Genomic DNA, 22,701 nt, shown 5'->3' on the forward strand with positions numbered 1-22,701 from the left:
ACAAATGAAATTGCTACGCAAATTGAAAGTATGGTAGAAACGGCAAATGGAATGTCAAAAGGTGCAAATGAGGTTTCTATTTCAGTTGGTGAAATTGCCATGACAGCGCAAAATAATGCGACAAGTACACAAAATATTGCTGCATCTGCTGAAGAGCAATTGGCTTCTATGGAGGAAATTAGTTCCGCTGCGGGTACATTGTCACAAATGGCCGAGGAATTACAAGTACTGATTGAAAGATTTAAAGTATAATGATGAGGAGACTGTCTCAACAGTAGCTGAATGGCTACTAGGGGAGGGGCAGCTCCTTTTTGTTTTATTGTCGAAAAATAAAGGGATTTGTTATAAGTATGTATAATTATTATTAAAGTAGACTACTTATATATAAAGGAGAGCAGTATGGGAGTGTATTGGGGAACAAAAAAACATTCTTGGCTTAGCTATGTTTCATTTTGGTTAAGTATTTCATTTTTTCTTGTTTTTTTAGTTGAAGTGTTTGCATTTAACACACTTTTAAATAGTTTGAGTGGTGCAATGAACGTTGTTAAATATTTTTATTTCGTATGTGTACCATTGAATATTATTCTTAGTTTAAGGCTATTGTTTAAGAAGAATGAAAAGAAAACATTACCGATTGTTAGTTTTGTTGTATCGTTATTATTTGCATGTTTGATAGCGGTGTTAGCTTTAGCGGCGATAGGTAAAGTATTTTAATGGGAAACAGGAATGATACACGTCATTTCTGTTTTTTTATGTACAATAAGATTTTCGCCTTAAAACACAGCAAAAGTGAAGAAGTTAGGTTGTCTGTAATTAGATTAATCTTGATTGTATAATTTGTATAAAATCCGTGTAGCATAAAGCAAATGAATATAGTAAGAGAAGCGATATATGGTACAATAAACGTGATAGTGATAGAGAGAAAGGGTATATATAATACTCATGGTTTTTAGTAAGAGAGGGGTTATCTTATGCTATACGAGGATTTAATGACATTGTTTCAAGTTACTCCAATGGAAGATGGAAAAGACGGCTGGAAATATGTGATCCAAGAACAAAATGGTACGTATTCAATTGTTGATGAAATAGTGACAGAACATATGAGTGTGGAAATATATTTTAATGAATATGATGAGATAAGGATTACTTTATATAAAGATGAGAAATCCATCACTACTATACAGCGGATAGCAATTTTAAAAGCGGAATTAGAAGAGGATGAGGACGCTATTCAGTTTGTATTAGAGCGTATGCCAAGTCGCATGATTCGGTTACAATTAAAGCCGTATCTTGCAGTAGAGATGGGACTATATTGGGAAGTGTGTGAAGACTGTGAATAAAAAAGCGTCCGCTCATAGCGGATGCTTTTTTATGTTTTTTGAAGTTGTTTACATGCGATAATGGGGAGTAGGATGATACTAACCCATCCGATTATTGGATATAAGATGTGCAGGAGTTCACTGTAGCCAATATAGCTAAAGCAATAACTAATTAGTAAAATAAAATAAACAATCCGATTGTTTTTCCAACCAGTGATAGATTGCATTTGTTTGGTCATCCCAAATATATTTCCAACTAATGTTGTAAATACTTCTCCAAAAATAATAAGGACAAAGAAAAAGTGAAAAGTTGCATTGAATCGTCGGACAACTTCTGCCATAGGAATGTTGTATTGATAAAATTGCTCAACCGATAAAATAGCCAAATGGCTACATAATAGAATAAAACAGAGTCCTGCGCCTCCTAAAATCCCTCCCCATAAAATAGCTTTTTGATCTTTCACCTCACTTGCTAATGGTACGAGAACACTTTGGGCGAGAGAAAGGTTTAAGGCAACATATGTAATAGGACTTGTAATCCATTTTATATTCCAACTTTCTGTAGGAATAGTATTAAGTATAGGTGTTGTACCGTGAATAAATGTTGTAATAGCAAGTCCAATAATGAAAATCATCATAATGGGTACTACAAGTGTATTTACTTCGAAAACCCCTTGTAATCCCCGGCTACCAATCATGATACAAGCAATAACTGTAATAAAAATACCCAGTTGCCTTGGGAGACGGAGTTGTTCTTCAAATACCGCACCAGCCCCTGATAACATAACACTTGTTACCCCGAACAGTACAAGGAGCAATAAAGTGTTTACTACATTTCCAAATACATCTCCAAATAAATATTTGTTAAATTCTTGTGCTGAGAATGCACCAATTTGTGAGGAAAGCAACATCATCTTCGTACCTAACCAAATAAAAAAAAATCCACTTATACATATTCCGATTGTTCCGTATAGGCCGTTAATTGTAAAAAATTCAACAATTTCTCGTCCAGTTGCAAATCCAGCCCCGACGACAGTCCCAATATAAGTAGCAGCAACTTTTTTTGCTACTTGCCATTGTTGATTATTCATGTAATCCCTCTTTCTACTATGATGAACGCGACTTACTACTATGCATATGTGTGAGCTTGGACAATTAGACATGAAAGGATACATGAATTTCTGAAGATTAGGAAAAGATAAAAGTTGTTAAAGTTTTGTTACATATAAGCTAATGATTTGGAAGAGTAGGAAATGTGTGGTACAATGAAAATGTATTATTAAAAGATAATAATTCTAAAGTGATAAGAGGAGTGGATTGCATGAGTACGAAAACAAATGTTGTTGAAGTATTAAACAAACAGGTAGCAAACTGGAATGTGTTATATGTGAAAATTCATAACTATCACTGGTATGTGACAGGACCACACTTCTTTACATTACATGAAAAATTTGAAGAATTTTATAATGAAGCAGCAACGTATATTGATGAATTAGCAGAGCGTATTTTAGCATTGGGCGGGAAACCATTAGCGACAATGAAAGAGTATTTAGAAACATCTACTGTACATGAAGGAACAAGTAACGAATCAGCTGAAGAAATGGTGCAAACATTAGTAAATGATTTTTCTGCGATTATTCAAGAGTTAAAAGAAGGTATGGAAGTAGCTGATGAAGCTGAGGATGAAACGTCCGCTGATATGTTATTGGCAATTCATACAACATTAGAACAACATGTTTGGATGTTAAGTGCATTTTTAAAATAAAGTAGAGCTTTTATTAGTGTTTATACGTAATTTATTATTTACCCTCACAAATAGTAGAATAAAAAACCTATTGAAAAATCCTTTCAATAGGTTTTTGTGATTTTTCAGTCTTCTTTTTATGGTATAATATAGTAAAAAGGAGGCGATGCAATGTTTCGCTTTTTCAAAAGTGGAAAAGAGGAGAGGCCAATTACGAAAGACGAATTAGAGCAAGCAATGGCTAAGTTTCTGGAAACAAATGCAAATATTGTTTATACAGTATTAGTCAATGAAGATTATACAGTGAATTATGACTTGTTAAAACCGTATTTACCAGCATTTCCGACAAATATGTTTCTTATTACAAAGGAAACGCTCGAGGTATTTGAATATACAGCAGAAAATATAGAACTTGTAAAAGAGATTGATCTTGTACAAAAAGCAGTAGATCAATATGTAACAGAAAAAGAAATATTCCCGATTGTAGAAGGCGATGAAGATCGTCTCATATGTAGAATGAAATTAGCGCCGTATTTAGATCGTATATTAAAGAGAGATTTATATATTTCAGAGAAGCATTATTTAGTTTCAAGTAAACCAGATAAGAGTAAACAGAATATTGTTTAGGATGAAAACAACAATACCATATTGTTGTCTTTTTTTGTTTGAATTGGAGGTTTTTCTGCTGGAGCAAGGGTGGCACTACAAGCGATATTAAACGAAAATATAGCGGCAAAAGGCTTTGTTTTTGTCGCACCGTGGCTCCCTGAGGTTGAAGAGTGGGAAGGTTTGCTGAATAAATTGAAGGATAAAGGGATTAAGGGATATATTGTTTGTGGAGATCAGGATGAGGATTGCTTTGAATGTACACAGAAGTTTGTGAAGCTATTGGAAACGAAAAATATAAAGCATGAGTATAAAGTTATATCTAATCTAAACCATGATTACCCTGAAAACTTTGAAGAAATATTACAAGAAGCAGTTGGATATATTGCGGGTACAGATTTATAAAGAAGGTAGAAGAAAAGGAGTGCATCACATAGGATGATACACTCCTTTTTTGGATTACAAATGAAAAAGCGAACGCTTTCACATCCGCTTTTCATGAGAAATTCCACGTTCATAATGATTCATTTCCACTAATGTTAAAATGTATTCGTAGTTATCGATTTCCATCTTAATTTGATTACGATCATCTACACTTAAATTTACATCCAATAATTTTTTGCATAGTAGTTGTTTTTTCAATTCTAAATGTTTTTTTGTTTCGGGATAGTCGTAAGTACGTTTCATATTTATCAATCCTTTCCTTACATTTCCTATCTATATCTTTATTATATGATAAGGGGTGTAGGATGAGAGCAAATCTCTGTGAATTATTAGTGAATATTCAGAAAAATGTATTGTTCTACTATACTTGTGAATACAATGCAGAGAATCACTGTTTTGTATTTTCAAAGTAAGGGGTGGAATGATGCGAGCGCATACACAATCCGGTGTCACAACTGATGAAATGGTGAGAATTATTGATAAGGGATTACCGAAAACAGTAGCACCAAAACAAATCATTGTAATTGGTGCTGGAATGGCTGGTTTAGTATCAGCATCGTTACTTAAAAGTGCAGGACATCATGTGAAAATTTTAGAAGCGAATAACCGTATAGGAGGCCGAATTGAGACGATTAGAATGCAAGACACCGGATTATATTTAGATGTTGGAGCAATGCGTATTCCATATATACATACATTAACGATGGCTTATATAAGAAAGTTCGGACTACAAGTGACCCCTTTTATTAATCGAAATGAGACAGATATTATTTATGTGAATGGTAGAAAAACGACATTGAGGCAATATGAGAAGAACCCTAGTGTATTACGTTACCCTGTAGCAATGAATGAAGAAGGAAAAACATCCGAGGAATTATTATTGTTAGCAGTGCAGCCAATTATGGATTTCATTAAAAGAAATCCAGATAAAAACTGGGAGATTGTCGAAAAAGACTTTGGAAAGTATTCAACAGCACAGTTTTTAAAGTATCATCCTTATCAGTACAATACGTACTTTTCACCAGTAACAATTGAAATGATTGGTGTACTGCTAGATTTAGAAGGATTTTTAGAAAGATCATTTGTTGAAACATTACGTTTTATATATATATTGCAAGAGGAAAGGGGTTTTTGTGAAATTACAGGAGGAAATGATCAGCTTCCGAAAGCTTTTTTACCTCAGTTACAGGATCATATTATATACAATCAAAAATTGATGAAGCTTCATCAACATGAAAAAGGAGTGACAGCTTATTGTAGGCATGAAGAAACGTTTGAATATAGTAGCATAACGGGCGATCTAGTTATTATTACAATTCCATTTTCTACAATGCGCTTTGTAGAAATTGATCCATTCGATTCTGTATCACATGAAAAATGGAAAGCAATTCGTGAACTACATTATATGGCGGCAACTAAAATAGGTATTCAGTTTAAAAGTCGTTTTTGGGAAGAGCAGGGGCAATTAGGGGGAAGGATTATAACGGATTTACCAATCCGTTATGCATATTATCCGAGTCATGGTATTGGTTCAAAGGGACCTGCTATGATGCTTGGAAGTTATACGTGGTCTTATGATGCATTATTATGGGATGGATTGTCGAAAGGTGATCGCATTTATTATACATTACAAAATTTAGCGACTATATTAGGTGATCAAGTATATGATGAATTTATGTCAGGAGTAGCAAAGAATTGGACATTGGACCCGTATGCATTAGGAGGGTTTGCGATTTTTCAAGCGGGTCAAGAAACAGAACTGCAACCAGCGATTGTAAAACCAGAGGGGAAAATATATTTTGCCGGAGATCATACTACGCTTTATCACGGGTGGATACAAGGAGCAATTGAGTCTGGAATACGTACAGCCGTAGAGGTGAATCAGTTGGTTGTATAAGTAGTAGGTAAAGCATCATGATGCGTATGAATTGGGAGAGGTACATGTGATTTTGTTTGAAAATAAGCTTGATTCTGAAAAAAGGTGTTTACTGTATAGTTTGGATTAAATATTATTATATGTAAAAGAATGATAAGGAGTGTTTGTAATGAATCCATTATTACTTGATTTTCCTTCTGAATTTTACACAGACAGGCTTCTTATTCGAATGCCGAAACCAGGGGATGGAAAAGCGGTATATGAAGCTATCAATGCATCGGTAGAAGAACTAAAGCCTTGGATGGTTTTCGCTCAAAAAGAGCAAACAGAAGAAGAAATCGAAGCGAGTATAAGAAGGTCACATATTCAATTTTTACAACGTGAAGATTTGAGATTACTAGTATTTTTAAAAGAAACAGGCGAATTTGTAGCTTCTTCTGGATTGCATCGTATTAATTGGGAAGTACCAAAATTTGAAATTGGGTACTGGATAGATTCGCGCTTTGGTGGAAAAGGCTATATGACAGAAGCAGCACAGGGGATTATGGATTATGCTTTTTCTGAGTTACAGGCAAACCGGATAGAGATTCGCTGTGATTCACGAAATGTAAGAAGTAGAGCGATACCAGAGAGACTAGGTTTTACATTAGAAGGGATTTTAGAAAGCAGCAGTGTAGCAGTAGATGGTCACGGATTAAGGGATACATGTGTGTTTGCAATGACAAGAAATAGGTATAAAAAAGAAGAGCTATAAGGTAGTAGCTCCTCTTTTTTATGATTTACTAGCATATCATGGTACGGGATGGCCATTTGAACTTTCAAAGATCGTAAACCATTGCTGACGATTCAATGTAAGTTTTGTTGCAATTACAGCTGCTTTCACACGATCTAGCTTACTAGAACCAACGATTGGCATCATTTTCGCTGGATGAGCAAGTAGCCATGCATACATGACAATATCGATGCCATCAATATTTAGTTCATTCGCGATATTTTGTAAAGTTTCTCGTAAGCGTACAGCACGTTCATTTTGACTTGTAAAGATTTCTCCACCAGCAAGAGGAGACCAAATCATAGGACTGATTCTTTTTTCTTGGCATAAGTCAATTGTACCTTTTTCAAAATGCTCAAGCTGCATCGCAGATACTTCAATTTGATTTGTAATGAGCGGAAAATCTAAATATGAGCTAAGCATATTGAATTGGGACGGTAAAAAGTTAGATACACCAAAATAGCGGACTTTTCCATCCTGTTTTAAACGTGAAAAAGCTTCTGCCACCTCAGCTGGATCCATAAATGGATCAGGACGATGAATAAGTAACAAATCAATATAATCCGTATGTAAGTTCTTGAGTGACTCTTCCGCGCTTTTTACAATATGTTTAGCGCTAGTATTATAGTGAGCGACATATCGATTTGGAAACTTTGGTGATGGGGGAGCGATTCCACATTTTGTTACAATTTGCATGTTTTCACGTAAAGAAGGTTTTAATTGCAAAGCTTCCCCAAATAATGATTCACATGTATATCCCCCGTAAATGTCGGCATGATCAAAAGTTGTAATTCCCATATCCATACAAGATTCGATAAAAGAAAGTAATTCTTGCTTTGGCATATTCCATTCTGCTAAACGCCAAAATCCTTGAATGATACGAGAAAATTCAAGGCTACTAGCCATTTGAATTCGTTCCATTTTAAGTAGACCTCCTTGGTGAATGGTGACGTTTTTGAAAAGGTTTTCTTGTTTGGTATTATTATATAGCTATCATAAGGTGCTTACAATAAATATGTCTTTTCTGTAAAAAACAACTTTTTTGGTATGGTATAATGTATAGAGATATAAGCATAAGGAGCTGTAAAAAAATGATTCCAGTAACAATTTTAACTGGTTTTCTTGGGTCAGGGAAAACAACATTATTAAATCGTATTTTATCAGAAGAACACGGAAAAAAATTAGCGGTTATTGTAAATGAAATAGGACAAATTGGCATTGATAATCAATTAATTATGAATGTCGAAGAAGAAATTATGGAAATGACAAATGGTTGTTTATGCTGTACAGTGCGTGAAGATTTACTTGTTGCTTTAAAACAATTGCTTGATGTAAAAGCAGAAGGAAAAATGGATTTTGATGGTCTGGTGATTGAAACGACAGGTCTTGCGAACCCAGGTCCGATTATTCAAACGTTCTTTTTAGATCCAGTTATTCAATCCGCATATCAAATTAATGGTGTCGTAACAGTTGTAGATAGTTATCATATACATAAGCACTTTGAAAAAGGGCTAGAGGCAAAAGAACAAATTGCTTTTGCTGATATAGTTTTAGTAAATAAATTAGATTTAATTGAAAAGCAAGAAAAGGAAAAGCTTCTTACTGAATTACAAGGGATTAATCCGACGGCAAAATTAATTCCAACGACAAATTGTGAAGTAGATATTCCTGCCTTGCTAGAAATTCAAACGTTTAAAACGCGTGATACATTAGACATTTATCCGCATAAAGAGCATCATCATTTAGAAGGTGTGAAATCATTTGTATTACGTGAAGAGCGTCCACTTGATTTGCAGAAGTTAAATGAATGGATGGCAGCTGTTGTTCAAGAACTAGGAGAGTACTTATATCGTTATAAGGGAATTTTATCAATTGATGGAGTAGATCGTCGCATTGTCTTCCAAGGCGTTCATACACTATTTGCTGCTTCGTATGATAGAGAGTGGCAAGAAGGAGAAGAGCGCATAAGTGAAGTCGTTTTCATCGGAAAAGATATTAATAAAGAATGGTTCCAAGAACACTTCAAGGAATGTGTGAAATAAGCCTGTAAGAATTGCAGGCTTATTTTTTTTGAGAATGTTCTATATAAGTACAAATTGAAAAATCGACATAAAACCTTTCTTTTTAGATGGGAGAGAGAATCTGGCCATGCATAGAAGCGGTCAGATCCTTTTCCTGCCCCATGCCAAGTGAAAACAAAGAGAGCAAATGAGTGCACTTTATAGCCGTGACTTATATGCTGGAAAATCAAAATGGATATATATATTAATCAATAAAGAGTAGTAGAAAAAAAGCAAAAAAGCCTGTTCTCACAGGCTTTTGCTTTCATCTATAAGTAATTCCATTACAACACCTACAACTGGACCATTATCATCGATATCACCAGTTAAATGGAAACTAAACGATTCATATAGTTTCATTGCTAGTTTGTTATCTGGATGAAGACTTAAATAAATTTTTTTACATTGAAATTTTTGTTGTAAATACTGGATAAGCAGGTGGAGAAAACGCTTCGCATAGCCATTTCCTTGGAAATGGTAATCGATCATAAAACGATCTAGCCATACGCTATCATCTTTTTTTGAATACCAGCCATACATCGCGTATCCAACAAGTGTTTCTCCATCATATAAGCCTACTGACGTTCCGTTTTCTTCATATAATGACTCGGCTAAAGAAAACGCATTGCTTTCAATGAACTGTTGCTGCTCCTTTGCTACGTCTAAAGCAGCGACTGAACGCCAATTATTTGCTGTTACTTCACAAATGTGAAGATTCATAGTTCCAACTCACTTTCTGAAATATCATATCTTTAAAACCAATATGGATAATTTTACTTGTTATTTTGTTTAAGTCAAGCTGTGGTCTATGAAAAAGACAACTGAAAAATTCCAGTTGTCTGAAAGGTACATTTAGTTTGTAGCTTCTTTTAAAGTATTCACGTTTTCTTCCATTAATGTAAAGTAATCTTTATTTTTCTTCGCATCATCTTCAGAGATAGTAGCAAGGTGATTTAAACGTAAAATTTTCGTTCCCGTTTCTTTTTGGATTACTTCCGCTACTTTTGGAGTAGAGAATGTTTCAAATAAAATATATTTTAAGCCATGATCTTTCGCTGTTTTCGTAATGTTAGCAAGTTCTTTTTGAGATGGCTCATCAGAAGCAGATATTCCAGCAACCGGGATTTGTTTTAAGCCGTAGCGCTGTTCCCAGTATCCGTATGCAGCATGAGAAACTAAAATTTCTTTTGTTTTTGCATTTGCAACAACTGATTTAAATTGATCATCTAAATCAGTAAATTTTGTTTGTAATGCTGCAAAGTTTTTTTCAAATTCTTGTTTATGATCTGGTTGCAATTCCACAAGTGCATTTTTGATTTTTTCAGCCTGTTTCATTGCAAGTGTAGGATCCAACCAAACATGTGGGTCCTTATCATGAGGATGCCCATCCTCTGTATGACCGTCTTCATGATCGTGGTGTTCTTCTTCAGATGATGCGCGAAGCTCAATACCTTGAGATGCATTTACAACTTTTACGTTCTCTTTTTTTAATGTTGTTTCCAGTTTCTCAGCAAATGGCTCTAATTCAGCGCCGTTATACACAAATAAATCTGCTTTTGCAATTTGCACGGTTTGTTTCTGACTTGGCTCATATGTATGAGAGTCAGCACCAGGCGGATAAATTGCTTCTACATTTACGTAGTCACCACCGATTTTTTTAGCGAAATCAGCCAGTGGAAAAATAGTTGTATATACAGTAAGTTTTCCATCCTTCTTTGCAGATCCTTCTTTTTTACTAGAACATCCAGCAAAAATTAGTGTGAAAATCAACAGGAATGAAAATAGGGTTAATCTTTTATTCATGTAATTCTCCTCTTTTCTCTTTTTTACAAGTCTATTTTCCCCAAAATGTAAGAGGAAAATCAATTTTTAAAATAAAACGGAATAATTACGTTTTATGTTGCGAACCTAGTATAATATATCTTTAGGAAAGTTGCAATAAATAATAATCATTCCGATTTGATTTTGTTATAAAGTTGTCAAAAAGAACAGGATTAATTTTTATGAACGTTGCATATGTGACAACACTGCTTTCATATATTGAGGTAGAGGGTACGAAAAAGGGGATGAGGGATTGAATTACATCATAGAGGCAATCTTATTAATATTAGCAGTAGTTTTGCCGTTATCTTGTGTTTTAATTTTTTTAAAGACATTAATCAGTAATTTAGGTGATTCTACATTGATAACGAAGTTGCCGGCAGAGACAAAAAAGAAAAAAGAGTAGGGAAATCATTTGAATAACGCATAGTACATTACTTATGATAAAATGAGGTAAAGGAAACTCCGGTAAATAGGGGATATATTGCCTGTTCAGATGGGATAAAAGTAGATAAAGAGGTATAAAGATAAATGAATAAACGAACAGCGTTAGTACTCGGTGCAAGTGGTTTAGTTGGACAAGAAATAACGCAGCTATTACTTGACTCAGATTACTATGATTCGGTTACTATTTTTGTAAGGAAGCCATTGCAATTAGAACATGAAAAGTTACAACAAAAACAAGTGGATTTTTCAATATTAGAAGAATACAAAGAGTTTTTTGCTGTAGATGATGTATTCAACTGCCTAGGAACAACAATTAAGAAAGCGAAAACAAAAGCGAATTTTAAAAAAGTAGATTATGAATATACATTACGAGCAGCCTGTTTAGCCGAAAAGCAAGGTGTACAAAATTTCCTTGTTATTTCTTCTATGGGAGCAAATCCAAAATCACTTTTCTTCTATTCGCAAGTAAAAGGAGAAATGGAAGAAGAGTTGCAAAAGTTAGTCATTGGCGGGATTCATATTTTTAGGCCATCGTTATTATTAGGAGATCGAGAAGAGTTTCGTTTTGGAGAAAGAATGGCAGAGAAGATTTCTGGTGTTATGCCATTTATATTTAGTGGTACTTTTAAAAAGTATAAACCGATTTCCGCGGAACAGGTTGCAAAAGGGATGTATATCGCGGCATTGCGTGAAGAATCCGGTGTCCATATTTATAATTCAAAAGAGATTACTATGATGGAATAATAAAAAACGAGAAGGGTGCCTTCTCGTTTTTATTTTTATCCCGCTATCTTTCCACCTCAAGCTCATGCGTTCAATTAGTCTTGTTTACTATTTTACCAGGAGCACGGCTGTATTGGCGTGGCTCTTGTAATTCAAAGCCGAGTTCATTGGCAGCTGTTCTTGGAAAATATGGATTACGGAGCAATTCACGACCGATAAAGATTAAGTCAGCTTCATTACTTACTAGAATCTGCTCTGCTTGTAGACCGTTTGTGATTAAGCCGACTGCACCTGTTGCAATGTGAGCGTGTTCTTTTATATGTTTTGCGTATTCTACTTGGTAACCAGGATAAACATCAATATGCGCTGGTACAACTGCACCAGAGCTGCAATCAATAAGATCTACACCTTGTTCTTTCATCCAATTTGCGAATTGAACGTAGTCATCTACTGTTAACCCCTCAGGGTGATAGTCATTTGCAGAAATACGGACAAATAAAGGTCCGGTCCAAACTTCATTTACAGCATCAATGATTTCTCTTAAGAAACGATAGCGATTTTCTGGTGATCCTCCATATTCATCTGTTCGTCTATTTGATAGTGGAGAAAGAAATTCATTAATGAGATATCCATGTGCTCCATGTAGTTCAATAATATCAAATCCAGCTTCCTTAGAACGGGATGCAGCTTTTTGAAAAGCTGTAACAGTTTCCTGAATTTGTTGTTTATTCATTTCTACTGGAACTTTCATTTTATCATGAAATGCGATGGGCGAAGGTGCAACAGGGTCTGTATGTAATTCAGCTTTTCGTCCAGCATGAGCTAACTGGATAGCCGCTTTTGCACCGTGTTCATGAAGAAGTGATACCGTCTTTTGTAATCCTTCAATGTGTTCGTTACTCCAAATACCTAAATCTTTATGAGAAATACGCCCTTCAGGTACAATTGCTGTTGCTTCAAGCATTACGAGCCCAACTTGACCAGCAGCTCGCGTCCCATAATGTATATGATGAAAATTTGTTACCTTTCCATCTTCATTTTCAGATGAATACATGCACATAGGAGACATAACAATACGATTTTTTAGTGTAACGTTTTTTATCGTATAAGGTGAAAAAAGTTGATAATTCATATTCATTCCCCCTTATTGTCATTTCTATCATTGTATCATCATCATTTTTGTTTCCATAATGAAACGCTTATTCTCAAAATTTTATTTATTCATGTTACAATTATGAATATGAATCAAATTGGGGGATAGAGTATGTATCGAGCTTATTATGAAAGTGAATTAGGATTGCTTGAAATTACGGCAAATGATAAAGGAATTACGTCGGTTATATTTGTGGAGGAACGAAAAAAAGAAAACAAGAGTAAGCTTGTAGATCAGTGTTTAGTCCAATTAGATGAATATTTTAATAAAATGAGAACCGAGTTTACAGTGCCGTTATCCGCAGATGGAACACCATTTCAAAAGAGTGTTTGGGAAGCTCTTTATACGATTCCATATGGTGTGAGTGCTTCGTATTTAGATATTGCAGAGAAAGTTGGGAATACAAAGGCTGTACGGGCGATAGGTGGAGCGAATAGCAGGAATCCTATTTCAATTATTGTTCCGTGCCATCGTGTTATTGGAAAAAGTGGTAAGCTTGTTGGTTATGCGGGAGGCTTATGGCGGAAAGAATGGTTATTAAAACATGAGGGGATTTTGAAATAAGAATATGATAACCCTATTTTAATGAGATATTAGTTAGTGGTCAGAAGTAACCTTCATTATGAATTGTTGACTTCAGTAAAATTACGTATCGTCATTATTTATGGGAGAAGTTATGGAAAGAGGGATTGTTTTGCGTTGTATAAATTGTGGGAGTTCTTGCACTGATGGTCAGCTGAATTGTAAAAATTGTCAGCGGATTTTACATAATGAACCAAAAGAGGAAATCTCACCGATAGAAAAAGATATGGAGCAATATGTTGGAGCACATTATCCATACTATAAAAGAAAATGGGATAAAGAGCGTAAACGAATCGCAAGATGGAGTTGGAATGGATGGGCTGCTATTTTCAATGTGGGATGGTTTGGATATCGCAAGTATTATTTACCTGCCTTTCTATTTGTCATGTTATTAGTAGCTTGTGATGCATTTTCGTATTACATGGGATTTAATGTATCACTCCCGATCATTAATATGGTTCCACTTACGTTTTTATTGCTTATTTTCATGATAATAGGAGTAGGGATCTTTGCAAATGGTTTATATTATCGATTTGCTGAGCGGAGAATATATCGGATAAAAGCACGAGAGATTGAAAATGAAGCAGTTGAGAGCTATCTTATTCGTGATAGTGGAGGAACGAGTAAAATGGGAGCAGCTATTGTCACTGTTTTGACAGCAGCTAGTATATTTTTAAGTCATTTTTTCTTCCCAACAGATCAAGATGTTATTCAAAAAGTACGTACAAGCTCACTTTATGAATACCCATTCTTTTCTATCGGTGAATCATTTGAAATGTATTTCCAGCAACCAGAATGGGAGTACTACCGAGGGACAGATGGATTAGAGTTAGTCGAATTTCATGGATATAGCCGTGGTATGCCAAGACAAAAAATTGTTATTCAGTTTGTTGTTGATTATCAAATGCATGAAATTGAACCGTATTCTCTTACAGTGAACGGGGAGCCTCGAGGTGAAGAAGAATTTTTGAAAATGATGGAAGATGTATTTCGGATTCAAAATCCATTTGAGCTGGACGATGGATTGCAGTGGAATGATTCGAAAGAAATGCTATAAAGAAACGCATGGAAAAGGTGACTTTCCGTGCGTTTCTTTTTCATTATTTAAATAAAATATTTAAAATAATCAGAATGTTTTGTATAATGGTATTATACATACTCTATTGTATACATACAGATTGGGGGAAGGAAGAATGAAGAAAAAAGTTTCAACGCTTGCTGTACTTGCATTATCAACAAGCATGTTCGTTGCAGGGTGCGGGAATGGGGAGAAAGCATCGACAACGAAGAAAGAGACAAGTAAGGGGATGGCTGATAAACAAGTACTAAACTTATTAGAAACCGCAGAAATTCCTTCGATGGATACATCAAAATCAACAGATTCCGTATCATTCCGAGTATTTGTAAATGCGATGGAGGGCTTATATCGGTTAGATAAAGATAATAAGCCAACTCCAGGTATGGCAAAAGATGTGAAGATTAGTGAGGATAAGAAAACATATACGTTTGAATTACGAGATGCAAAGTGGTCAAATGGTGAGCCAGTCCGTGCACAAGATTTCGTATATGGCTGGCAACGTGCGCTGGATAAAGCGACAGCTGCCGAATATGCATTTATATTATTTGATGTGAAAAACGCACAAAAAGTTAATAAAGGAGAATTACCACTTGATCAACTTGGTGTAAAGGCAAAGGATGATAAAACACTAGTAGTAGAACTAGAACAACCAGCTCCATATTTTCTTGAACTTACTTCGTTCCCAACATTCTTTCCTTTAAATGAGAAGTTTGTAAAGGAACAAGGAGATAAGTATGCATTAGAAGCTGATAAAATTTTATATAATGGACCATTTACATTAAGTGAATGGAAACATGAACAAAGCTATCAATTAAAGAAAAATCCGAATTATTGGGATAAAGGTACTGTGAAATTGGAAGAAATTAATGTGAGTGTTGTAAAGGAAACGAGTACAGGTGTTAACCTATATGATAGTGATCAAGCGGATCGCGTACTTTTAAGTTCAGAGTTTGTTGACAAATATAAAAAGAATAAGCCGGATGAATTTAAAACGAAACTAGACCCACGCATGTACTTCTTACGATTTAATCAACAGAATTCAACATTTAAGAATCAAAAAGTCCGTGAAGCAATTGATCTAGCCTATGATAAAAAAGGAATTGCAAATGTTATTTTAAATGATGGATCCTTACCAGCTTATTTCTTAGTACCAGAAAAATTCACAACAGGGCCAGATGGGAAAGACTTCCGTACTGTAAATAAAAATTTCCGTGATAACAAGGATAACGTAGAAAAAGCGAAGAAATTATGGGCTGAAGCGAAAAAAGAACTTGGTCAAGATACAATAACAGTAGAATTATTAAATGATGATAATGGTAGCCGGAAGAAAGTTGGCGACTTTATTAAAGAAGAACTTGAGAAAAACTTACCGGGCTTAAAAGTGAATTTAAAACAACAGCCATATAAACAAAAATTAGATTTAGAGAAGAAATTTCAATATGAATTTTCACTATCAGCTTGGAGTCCAGATTATCCGGATCCAATGACGTATATTGATATGTTTGTGACAGGAAGCCCATTTAATGAAATGGCTTATTCAAATCCGAAGTACGATGAACTAGTTGCTAAATCAAAAGGAGAACTATTAAAAGACGATGCAGCACGCTGGAAAGCACTTGCAGAAGCTGAAAAAACCTTAATTGGAGAAGATGCCGCAATTTCACCTACTTATCAGCAAAGTACAGCATACTTAGAAAAGCCATATGTAAAGGGTATTGCAAATCATACATTCGGTGGTGATTTTAGCTATAAATGGGCATATGTGACAAAAAAATAGTACAATAAAAGATGGGTGAATTTTCACTCATCTTTTTACTATGTAAGGAGGATTTGTTTTGATAAAGGGTTTGAATCATCTTTGCTTTTCAGTTTCAGATTTAGAGAGAGCTATTAAATTTTATAAAACTGTATTAGAGGGAAAGTTATTAGTAAGGGGAAGAAAACTTGCATATTTTGATATATGCGGGATGTGGGTAGCACTCAATGAAGAAGTAGATATTGCAAGAAATGAGATTCATCAGTCTTATACACATCTTGCCTTTTCTGTCGAACAAGAAGACTTTAATCGTTTATTACAGCGATTAGAAGAAAACGAAGTTCATATTTTACAGGGAAGAGAACGTGATGTAAGGGATTGTCAATCTATTTATTTTATTGATCCAGATGGACATAAGTTTGAGTTTCATTCAGGTACATTGCAGGATCGCTTAAAGTATTATAAGGAAGCAAAACCACATATGGAATTTTATTAGGGTTTATTTTTACAAGGTGAACATTCAAGGTGGTTGACTCATGAAGAGATTGCTGAAGGAGTTATAGCAGGGATTCAAAATAAACAAAGAAAATGGGTCGTAGGAACACTAGAACCATGGAAATCACGACCGGAATGGTAAGGAGGAGGAAAGAAATGAAAACAACGTTATATGTAACGCGTCATGGAGAAACAGAATGGAATGTGGCAAAGCGCATGCAAGGAAGAAAAAACTCGAACTTAACTGAAAAAGGTATGCTACAAGCAAAACAATTGGGTGATCATATAAAAGAAATGCCGCTTCATGCTATATATAGTAGTCCAAGTGAACGAACGCTTCATACGGCAGAGCTGATTAGAGGAAAACGAGATATACCAATTATAGCAGATGACCACTTTTATGAGATTAATATGGGGATATGGGAGGGAGAAATGCTTGCTGATTTGGAAATGAAATATCCGGAAGAAGTAAATTTATTTTGGAACGAACCACACCAATTCCGCTCCACCTCAGGAGAGAGTTTCTTTGACGTATATAGCAGGGTAGTAGAGGGGATAAATATTCTTTTAGAAAAGCATAAAGGAGAAAGTATTTTAGTTGTATCTCATGCTGCAGCAGCGAAATTACTTGTGGGGCATTTTGCTGGTAATTCTGTTGAAAAGGTATGGCATGATCCATTTATGCATAGTGCAAGTTTAAGTGTGATTGAAATTGAAGACGGAAAAGGTACAGTAAAGCTTTTTGCAGATATAAAACATTTTCAAGAAATATAGTCAAAAAAATAGATCTTATAAATTTTAAGTCATGCAAATATGAACAGTAAAGATAGTAGACTAATAATATCTGTATGATTACTCATTAGAAAATGCTTCTTGATAATTCCAGTATATCAAGGAGTGTTTTCTTTTTTGTGTATTGTTTTTACAAAAAAGATGTCCAAAAAGTAGTTATTCATCTACTTTCTGAACATCATCTTTTTAATCTAAGAGTTAAATTCCATTATATATATTTAAGTTTTACCGACTTACTTATTGCGATGAGAACTAGTTCCAAAAGGGATGGTTAGGAAAACAGCGGCTTTGTTTTTTGAACGTGGGGATATGAAATCTCTTTTTGGATTTACAAGTTTTACGGCATTTATGACTTTTATGACTCTTATGACTCTTATGACTCTTATGACTTTTACGGCACTTATGACTTTTATGAGATTTACAAGTTTTATGGGATTTGCAAGTTTTATGGGATTTACAAGTTCTGTGGGGTTTGCAAGTTATATGGGATTTACGAGTTCTGTGGGGTTTGCAAGTTATATGAGTTTTAAAAGTTCTATGAGGTTTGCAAGTTATATGGGATTTACAAGTTTTACGGCATTTACAAGTTTTATGACGGCGAGATTTATGTCCACTTGTAGGATCTTGATGTAAGAATCCTTCCATTCCTGCAGCTTTAATCTCTTCTACAGCTTTTTGGATATTATATTTCATACGAATCCTCCTTAACACTATCTATTGAAAAGAAATAGCTTTTCTTTTACATTACTACAATATGAAATAAATCCTCGCCTCGTATAGGACGGGTGTGGAATTCTAGAAAAATAGATGAATGGTAGGGGTATCAATAGGAAAAGGAAAATCATACATTGATTGTAGATGAAGTGAGCTTTCCGTCAGTATAGGGTGAATTGTGCTTTTACGAGTTCTTTATATGGTTTTCTCAGAAGCTTGAGACGGAGGGATTAAACGTAAATATGGGATAAAAAGAAGGGGAGGAGAAAATATGCTGCCTACTTATGACTTTTTTATTAATCCTATGTATATCACAGAATTACGTAAAGATATTTGGTCTGACGATCCTGTTCTTGCTAAATTGACATATCAAAAAAGAAAATATGATATTGACATTGTATATCGAGGCTCTCATATTAGAAAGTTTGAGAAAAAGTCTTATCATGTTAAGTTTTATAAACCAAAATTATTTCAAGGGGTAAAAGAAATTCATTTAAATTCAGAATTCAAGGATCCATCTTTAATTCGAAATAAGCTATCCCTTGATTTTTTTTATGATATTGGTACATTATCTCCGAAATCACAGCATGTTTTTGTGAAAATTAATAATCAAGTACAGGGGGTATACTTGCAACTAGAGTCTGTTGACGAATATTTTTTACGTAGTCGCAATTTACCAAATGGTTCTATTTATTATGCGGTTGACGATGACGCAAATTTTTCTTTAATAAGTGAATTAAATAAGGATATAAAAACAGATTTATCATCAGGATATGAATTCAAGTGTGCAAATGAGCATAGTGAAGAATATTTAAGTGAATTTGTGTATCATGCAAATACGATTTCACGAGCAGCCTATGAGAAGGAAATTGTAAAATATGTTGATATTGACAAATATTTACGATGGCTGGCGGGTATTATTTTTACACAAAACTTTGATGGCTTTGTTCATAACTATGCACTGTATCATAATGGTGAAACAGGTTTATTTGAAGTTATTCCTTGGGATTATGATGCAACATGGGGACGAGATGTAGAAGGAAGATTGTTAAATCATGAGTATATCCGAATTCAAGGGTATAACACCCTAAGCGCTAGATTGCTTGATGTAAGTGCATTTAGGAAACAATATCGGAATATTTTAGAGGGAATTTTAGAAGAAAAGTTTACTGTGGATTATATAAAACCAAAAGTGGAGGAAATGCATGGATTAATCCGTCCGTATATTGTTCAAGATCCTTATATGAAGAAGAAGGTAGAGGTTTTTGATAGTGAACCAGAATTGATTTTTCAATACATCGAAAAACGTCGTCAATTTATACAAGAACACTTACATGAATTAGAGTGAACAACAAGAAAAGAGATTCTAATCAATCTCTTTTCTTGTTGTATAATGAATATACTTCTTTTAGGAAGGTGGAAAATGAAGGTGAAATGGATTGATTGGGTAAAACAAATACAAGCCATAGCTCAGACTGGCTTAACGTATTCAAAAGATGTATATGATATTGAGCGCTTTCAACAATTACGTGATCTTTCAATTTCTATGATGTCTCACTATACGAAGACGGATTGGGAAGTGGTAGAGAAGCTATTTGCCAGTGAAACAGGTTATCAAACACCAAAAGTAGATATTCGAGCAGTTATATTTCAAAATGAGAAATTATTATTTGTGAAAGAAAAAAGTGATGGGAAATGGGCACTTCCAGGAGGCTGGGCAGATATTGGTTATACACCAACAGAAGTTGCAGCAAAAGAAGTATGGGAAGAAACAGGTTATAAAGTAGATCATTTTCGATTACTAGCAGTATTTGATAAAGAAAAGCATCATTCATCGCCATCAATATCACATGTATATAAAATATTTATCGGTTGTGAAATTGTTGGGGGAGAAAAACGAACAAGTTTGGAAACAGAGGAAGTAAACTTTTTTGGTGAAAAGGAAATCCCGCAGTTATCAGTTGCCAGAAATACAGAATGGCAAATTAGAGAAATGTTTACTTATATGAAAGATAAGGATAAAGCACCATTGCTTGATTAAAAAAAGATTATTTCCAAAATCCACCTGTTTCATTCTGTTTGTATGTGGTATATTCATAGTGCATTGTACATACTTTCAAAAGAGAATGGTGAATATATTGGCATGAACAAGCCTTTGTGGGATAATAGGAGAGTATGTGAATAGAAAAGGAGAGATAGGAAAGCAAATGTTAGCGAATTTAATAGATCAGTTATTACAATTTTTCGCCAGTCTAGGATACTTTGGTGTTGCCCTAGGGTTAATGATTGAAATCATTCCAAGTGAGATTGTCCTTTCTTATGCCGGCTTTTTAGTTGCACAAGATCAAATAAGTTTTGTGGGAGCGGTTATTGCAGGTACAATTGGTGGTACACTAGCGCAAATCTTTTTATATTGGTTAGGATATTATGGCGGGCGTCCAGTAGTTGAAAAGTATGGGAAATACTTGTTAATTAATAAGCATCATTTAGATATAGCTGAAGGTTGGTTTAATCGATATGGTGCAGGGGTTATATTTTCTGCTCGTTTTATACCAGTTGTGCGCCATGCGATTTCAATTCCAGCAGGGTTAGCCAAGATGTCTTTAAAACGCTTTACACTTTATACAGTGGTTGCAATTATTCCATGGTCTATTCTTTTTATTTATTTAGGAGAAAAGCTTGGTGGGAAATGGCGTCATATTAAAGAATATGCGGCTGATTATACGCATTACATAATTATTGGAGCAGTGCTCTTTATTGTTATTTACTTCGGTTTAAAGATTTTGAAAAAGAGAAAAACAGTTCATTAAAGCCAATGGTTTCATTGGCTTTTTTTCTGCATTTTAGTTCTAAAAGAAAGAAGTTGTCCATAATGTGTAGTAATAAAGCGTAGCGGGGGAATGAAATGAAAGGGTCACCGTTTTTACGTGGAACATTATTTTTAACGATGGCAACGATGATATCTAAAATGCTAGGATTTATATATGTGATTCCGTTTACAGCAATGGTAGGGACGAGTGGATATGTATTATACACTTATGCATATCGCCCTTATACAATTATGTTAAGCATTGCAACAATGGGATTGCCACTTGCTGTTTCAAAAATGGTTTCAAAATATGACCAGCTAAATGACTATCATACGGTAAAAAGGGTACTCAAAAGTGGAGTAGTCTTTATGGTTCTTATGGGGATTGTCTCATTTCTAGCATTATATTTGATGGCACCATACCTTGCGAAGATTGTGATTGATGGAAATGATCAAACTGGCAATAGTATGACTGCTGTAACTTACAATATTCAAATTGTAAGTTTCGCTCTATTAATTGTACCTGTAATGAGTTTGTTACGTGGTTTTTTTCAGGGATTTCAATCTATGGGACCTTCGGCAGTAAGTGTCGTTATCGAACAGTTTTTTCGTGTCTTGACAATTTTAATAGGAAGTTTTGTTATTTTATATGTTTTGAAAGCTTCAGTTTCTTTAGCAGTTGGAGTTTCAACGTTTGGAGCGTTTATGGGGGCGGTAGCCGGATTAATTGTTCTGAGTGGATATTATATGAGAAGACGGAAGTACTTGAAACAAAAAGAAATTACAAGTATTCCGCAGACAACGAAATCTTTTTTCTTATTATATAAAGAGTTATTTACATATTCTATTCCTTTTGTTGTAGTTAGTTTAGCAATCCCGCTTTATCAAACAATTGATACATTTACAATCAATAAATTATTAATACAGGTAGGGTATGTACAAGGAGAGGCAGAGAAAATAAATGCCATAATCGGTCTTGTGCAAATGGTTGTACTTATTCCGGTTTCCGTAGCAACAGCTTTTAGTATGTCCCTTGTTCCAGAGATGACAAAAGCATATACAGCAGGAAATGAACAGTTATTATATAAGCACTTTACGAAAACAAATTTGCTAGTAGTTGGAATTACCATTCCAGCAGCAATTGGAATGATGGTATTAGCGAAACCGGTATATACTCTTTTATTTGGTGCAGGGAATGATCCAAATATGGGAAGTGTTATTTTACAGTACTATGCACCTGCATGTATATTATTTTCATTATTTACAGTGACAGCGGCAATGTTGCAAGGAATCAATCAACAACAAAAAACGATTATCGGTTTAATGATAGGTATCATCATAAAAGTTGTATTAAATATTACATTATTACCATACTTAGACTACACTAGTTTTATTATCGCAACATATGCTGGTTACACGATTTCAGTCTCATTTAACTTGTGGATGCTTTCTAAATATGTTATAAAGGCAACATAAGCTTTTCAAAAGGCAGAGCAAACTCTGTCTTTTT

The 22,701-nt window shown here is 34.6% G+C and carries 24 protein-coding genes and 4 pseudogenes; 22 read left to right on the forward strand and 6 right to left on the reverse strand.

Going from position 1 to position 22,701, the window contains the following annotated elements:
* From COO03_RS05770 to COO03_RS05780, 3 genes and pseudogenes are all read left to right on the forward strand, one after another.
* Positions 1-252, forward strand: a pseudogene (locus tag COO03_RS05770) (methyl-accepting chemotaxis protein); the annotation flags it as partial.
* 147 nt (positions 253-399) lie between these two features.
* Complete coding sequence (locus tag COO03_RS05775; protein ID WP_097895869.1) at positions 400-714, forward strand: hypothetical protein; 315 nt, start codon at positions 400-402, stop codon at positions 712-714.
* A gap of 257 nt (positions 715-971) precedes the next feature.
* Positions 972-1,340, forward strand: coding sequence for a DUF3979 family protein (locus COO03_RS05780; protein WP_097895871.1), 369 nt, complete (start codon positions 972-974; stop codon positions 1,338-1,340).
* Between the two features lie 29 nt (positions 1,341-1,369).
* Here the strand turns inward: COO03_RS05780 and COO03_RS05785 are convergent, their stop codons facing one another.
* Positions 1,370-2,410, reverse strand: a complete 1,041-nt coding sequence (locus tag COO03_RS05785) for a YkvI family membrane protein (protein ID WP_097895873.1) — start codon at positions 2,408-2,410, stop codon at positions 1,370-1,372.
* A 230-nt stretch (positions 2,411-2,640) separates the two neighbouring features.
* Between COO03_RS05785 and COO03_RS05790 the strand changes: the two genes are divergently transcribed.
* The 3 genes and pseudogenes from COO03_RS05790 to COO03_RS05800 form a co-directional block, all read left to right on the forward strand.
* Positions 2,641-3,084: a Dps family protein gene (locus tag COO03_RS05790; protein WP_097895875.1), complete on the forward strand. Its 444-nt coding sequence runs from the start codon at positions 2,641-2,643 to the stop codon at positions 3,082-3,084.
* Between the two features lie 150 nt (positions 3,085-3,234).
* Entirely contained in the window at positions 3,235-3,690 is a 456-nt protein-coding gene (locus COO03_RS05795; protein ID WP_097895877.1) for a DUF3939 domain-containing protein, read from the forward strand.
* A gap of 42 nt (positions 3,691-3,732) precedes the next feature.
* A pseudogene (locus tag COO03_RS05800) lies at positions 3,733-4,074 on the forward strand (alpha/beta hydrolase); the annotation flags it as partial.
* Positions 4,075-4,152: 78 nt separating this feature from the next.
* Here the strand turns inward: COO03_RS05800 and COO03_RS05805 are convergent.
* Positions 4,153-4,356 carry a DUF3896 family protein gene (locus COO03_RS05805; protein ID WP_097895879.1) on the reverse strand — a complete coding sequence of 68 codons (204 nt, stop codon included), beginning with the start codon at positions 4,354-4,356 and terminating at the stop codon, positions 4,153-4,155.
* Between the two features lie 181 nt (positions 4,357-4,537).
* Here COO03_RS05805 and COO03_RS05810 point away from each other — a divergent pair, with 181 nt between their 5' ends.
* Complete coding sequence (locus COO03_RS05810; protein WP_097895881.1) at positions 4,538-6,010, forward strand: flavin monoamine oxidase family protein; 1,473 nt, start codon at positions 4,538-4,540, stop codon at positions 6,008-6,010.
* 148 nt (positions 6,011-6,158) lie between these two features.
* Complete coding sequence (locus tag COO03_RS05815) at positions 6,159-6,743, forward strand: GNAT family N-acetyltransferase (protein ID WP_097895884.1); 585 nt, start codon at positions 6,159-6,161, stop codon at positions 6,741-6,743.
* 36 nt (positions 6,744-6,779) lie between these two features.
* On the opposite strand, the gene COO03_RS05820 is transcribed toward COO03_RS05815, so the two are convergent.
* Positions 6,780-7,682 carry an aldo/keto reductase gene (locus COO03_RS05820; protein WP_097895886.1) on the reverse strand — a complete coding sequence of 301 codons (903 nt, stop codon included), beginning with the start codon at positions 7,680-7,682 and terminating at the stop codon, positions 6,780-6,782.
* A gap of 170 nt (positions 7,683-7,852) precedes the next feature.
* On the opposite strand from COO03_RS05820, the gene COO03_RS05825 reads away from it, so the two are divergent.
* Positions 7,853-8,803: a CobW family GTP-binding protein gene (locus tag COO03_RS05825; RefSeq protein WP_097895887.1), complete on the forward strand. Its 951-nt coding sequence runs from the start codon at positions 7,853-7,855 to the stop codon at positions 8,801-8,803.
* A gap of 267 nt (positions 8,804-9,070) precedes the next feature.
* Here COO03_RS05825 and COO03_RS05830 read toward each other — a convergent pair whose 3' ends face one another.
* Together COO03_RS05830 and COO03_RS05835 are read right to left on the reverse strand one after the other, a co-directional pair.
* Positions 9,071-9,541: a GNAT family N-acetyltransferase gene (locus tag COO03_RS05830; protein ID WP_097895889.1), complete on the reverse strand. Its 471-nt coding sequence runs from the start codon at positions 9,539-9,541 to the stop codon at positions 9,071-9,073.
* Between the two features lie 132 nt (positions 9,542-9,673).
* Positions 9,674-10,624: a metal ABC transporter substrate-binding protein gene (locus COO03_RS05835; protein ID WP_097895890.1), complete on the reverse strand. Its 951-nt coding sequence runs from the start codon at positions 10,622-10,624 to the stop codon at positions 9,674-9,676.
* A gap of 200 nt (positions 10,625-10,824) precedes the next feature.
* Between COO03_RS05835 and COO03_RS28015 the strand changes: the two are divergent.
* Positions 10,825-11,048, forward strand: a pseudogene (locus tag COO03_RS28015) (hypothetical protein).
* Between the two features lie 125 nt (positions 11,049-11,173).
* Complete coding sequence (locus COO03_RS05845; RefSeq protein WP_097895894.1) at positions 11,174-11,833, forward strand: oxidoreductase; 660 nt, start codon at positions 11,174-11,176, stop codon at positions 11,831-11,833.
* Positions 11,834-11,903: 70 nt separating this feature from the next.
* Here the strand turns inward: COO03_RS05845 and namA are convergent, their stop codons facing one another.
* On the reverse strand, positions 11,904-12,944 hold the full coding sequence (gene namA / locus COO03_RS05850; RefSeq protein WP_097895895.1) for an NADPH dehydrogenase NamA: 1,041 nt from the start codon (positions 12,942-12,944) through the stop codon (positions 11,904-11,906).
* Positions 12,945-13,076: 132 nt separating this feature from the next.
* Between namA and COO03_RS05855 the strand changes: the two genes are divergently transcribed.
* The 11 genes and pseudogenes from COO03_RS05855 to COO03_RS05905 all read left to right on the forward strand — a co-directional run bounded on the left by COO03_RS05855 (position 13,077) and on the right by COO03_RS05905 (position 22,667).
* Positions 13,077-13,529: a methylated-DNA--[protein]-cysteine S-methyltransferase gene (locus COO03_RS05855; protein WP_097895897.1), complete on the forward strand. Its 453-nt coding sequence runs from the start codon at positions 13,077-13,079 to the stop codon at positions 13,527-13,529.
* Between the two features lie 130 nt (positions 13,530-13,659).
* Positions 13,660-14,604: a DUF2628 domain-containing protein gene (locus COO03_RS05860; protein ID WP_141523213.1), complete on the forward strand. Its 945-nt coding sequence runs from the start codon at positions 13,660-13,662 to the stop codon at positions 14,602-14,604.
* A 136-nt stretch (positions 14,605-14,740) separates the two neighbouring features.
* Positions 14,741-16,402 carry a peptide ABC transporter substrate-binding protein gene (locus tag COO03_RS05865; protein ID WP_097895901.1) on the forward strand — a complete coding sequence of 554 codons (1,662 nt, stop codon included), beginning with the start codon at positions 14,741-14,743 and terminating at the stop codon, positions 16,400-16,402.
* Positions 16,403-16,460: 58 nt separating this feature from the next.
* Entirely contained in the window at positions 16,461-16,877 is a 417-nt protein-coding gene (gene fosB, locus COO03_RS05870) for a FosB/FosD family fosfomycin resistance bacillithiol transferase (protein ID WP_097895903.1), read from the forward strand.
* Positions 16,878-17,018, forward strand: a pseudogene (locus COO03_RS05875) (short-chain dehydrogenase); the annotation flags it as partial. It lies immediately after the preceding gene.
* Positions 17,019-17,032: 14 nt separating this feature from the next.
* On the forward strand, positions 17,033-17,650 hold the full coding sequence (locus tag COO03_RS05880) for a phosphoserine phosphatase 1 (RefSeq protein WP_097895904.1): 618 nt from the start codon (positions 17,033-17,035) through the stop codon (positions 17,648-17,650).
* Positions 17,651-17,956: 306 nt separating this feature from the next.
* Complete coding sequence (locus tag COO03_RS26900; RefSeq protein WP_176542216.1) at positions 17,957-18,301, forward strand: hypothetical protein; 345 nt, start codon at positions 17,957-17,959, stop codon at positions 18,299-18,301.
* A gap of 352 nt (positions 18,302-18,653) precedes the next feature.
* Positions 18,654-19,730, forward strand: a complete 1,077-nt coding sequence (locus tag COO03_RS05890) for a CotH kinase family protein (RefSeq protein WP_141523212.1) — start codon at positions 18,654-18,656, stop codon at positions 19,728-19,730.
* Between the two features lie 75 nt (positions 19,731-19,805).
* Entirely contained in the window at positions 19,806-20,423 is a 618-nt protein-coding gene (locus COO03_RS05895; protein WP_097895908.1) for an NUDIX hydrolase, read from the forward strand.
* 166 nt (positions 20,424-20,589) lie between these two features.
* The gene (locus COO03_RS05900) at positions 20,590-21,192 is read left to right on the forward strand and encodes a DedA family protein (protein ID WP_097895937.1); all 603 of its coding nucleotides are present in this window, start codon (positions 20,590-20,592) and stop codon (positions 21,190-21,192) included.
* 95 nt (positions 21,193-21,287) lie between these two features.
* Positions 21,288-22,667 carry a putative polysaccharide biosynthesis protein gene (locus COO03_RS05905; RefSeq protein WP_097895910.1) on the forward strand — a complete coding sequence of 460 codons (1,380 nt, stop codon included), beginning with the start codon at positions 21,288-21,290 and terminating at the stop codon, positions 22,665-22,667.
* The last annotated feature ends 34 nt before the right edge of the window (positions 22,668-22,701 follow it).

Source organism: Bacillus sp. AFS098217 (assembly GCF_002551815.1).
GTDB lineage: Bacteria > Bacillota > Bacilli > Bacillales > Bacillaceae_G > Bacillus_A.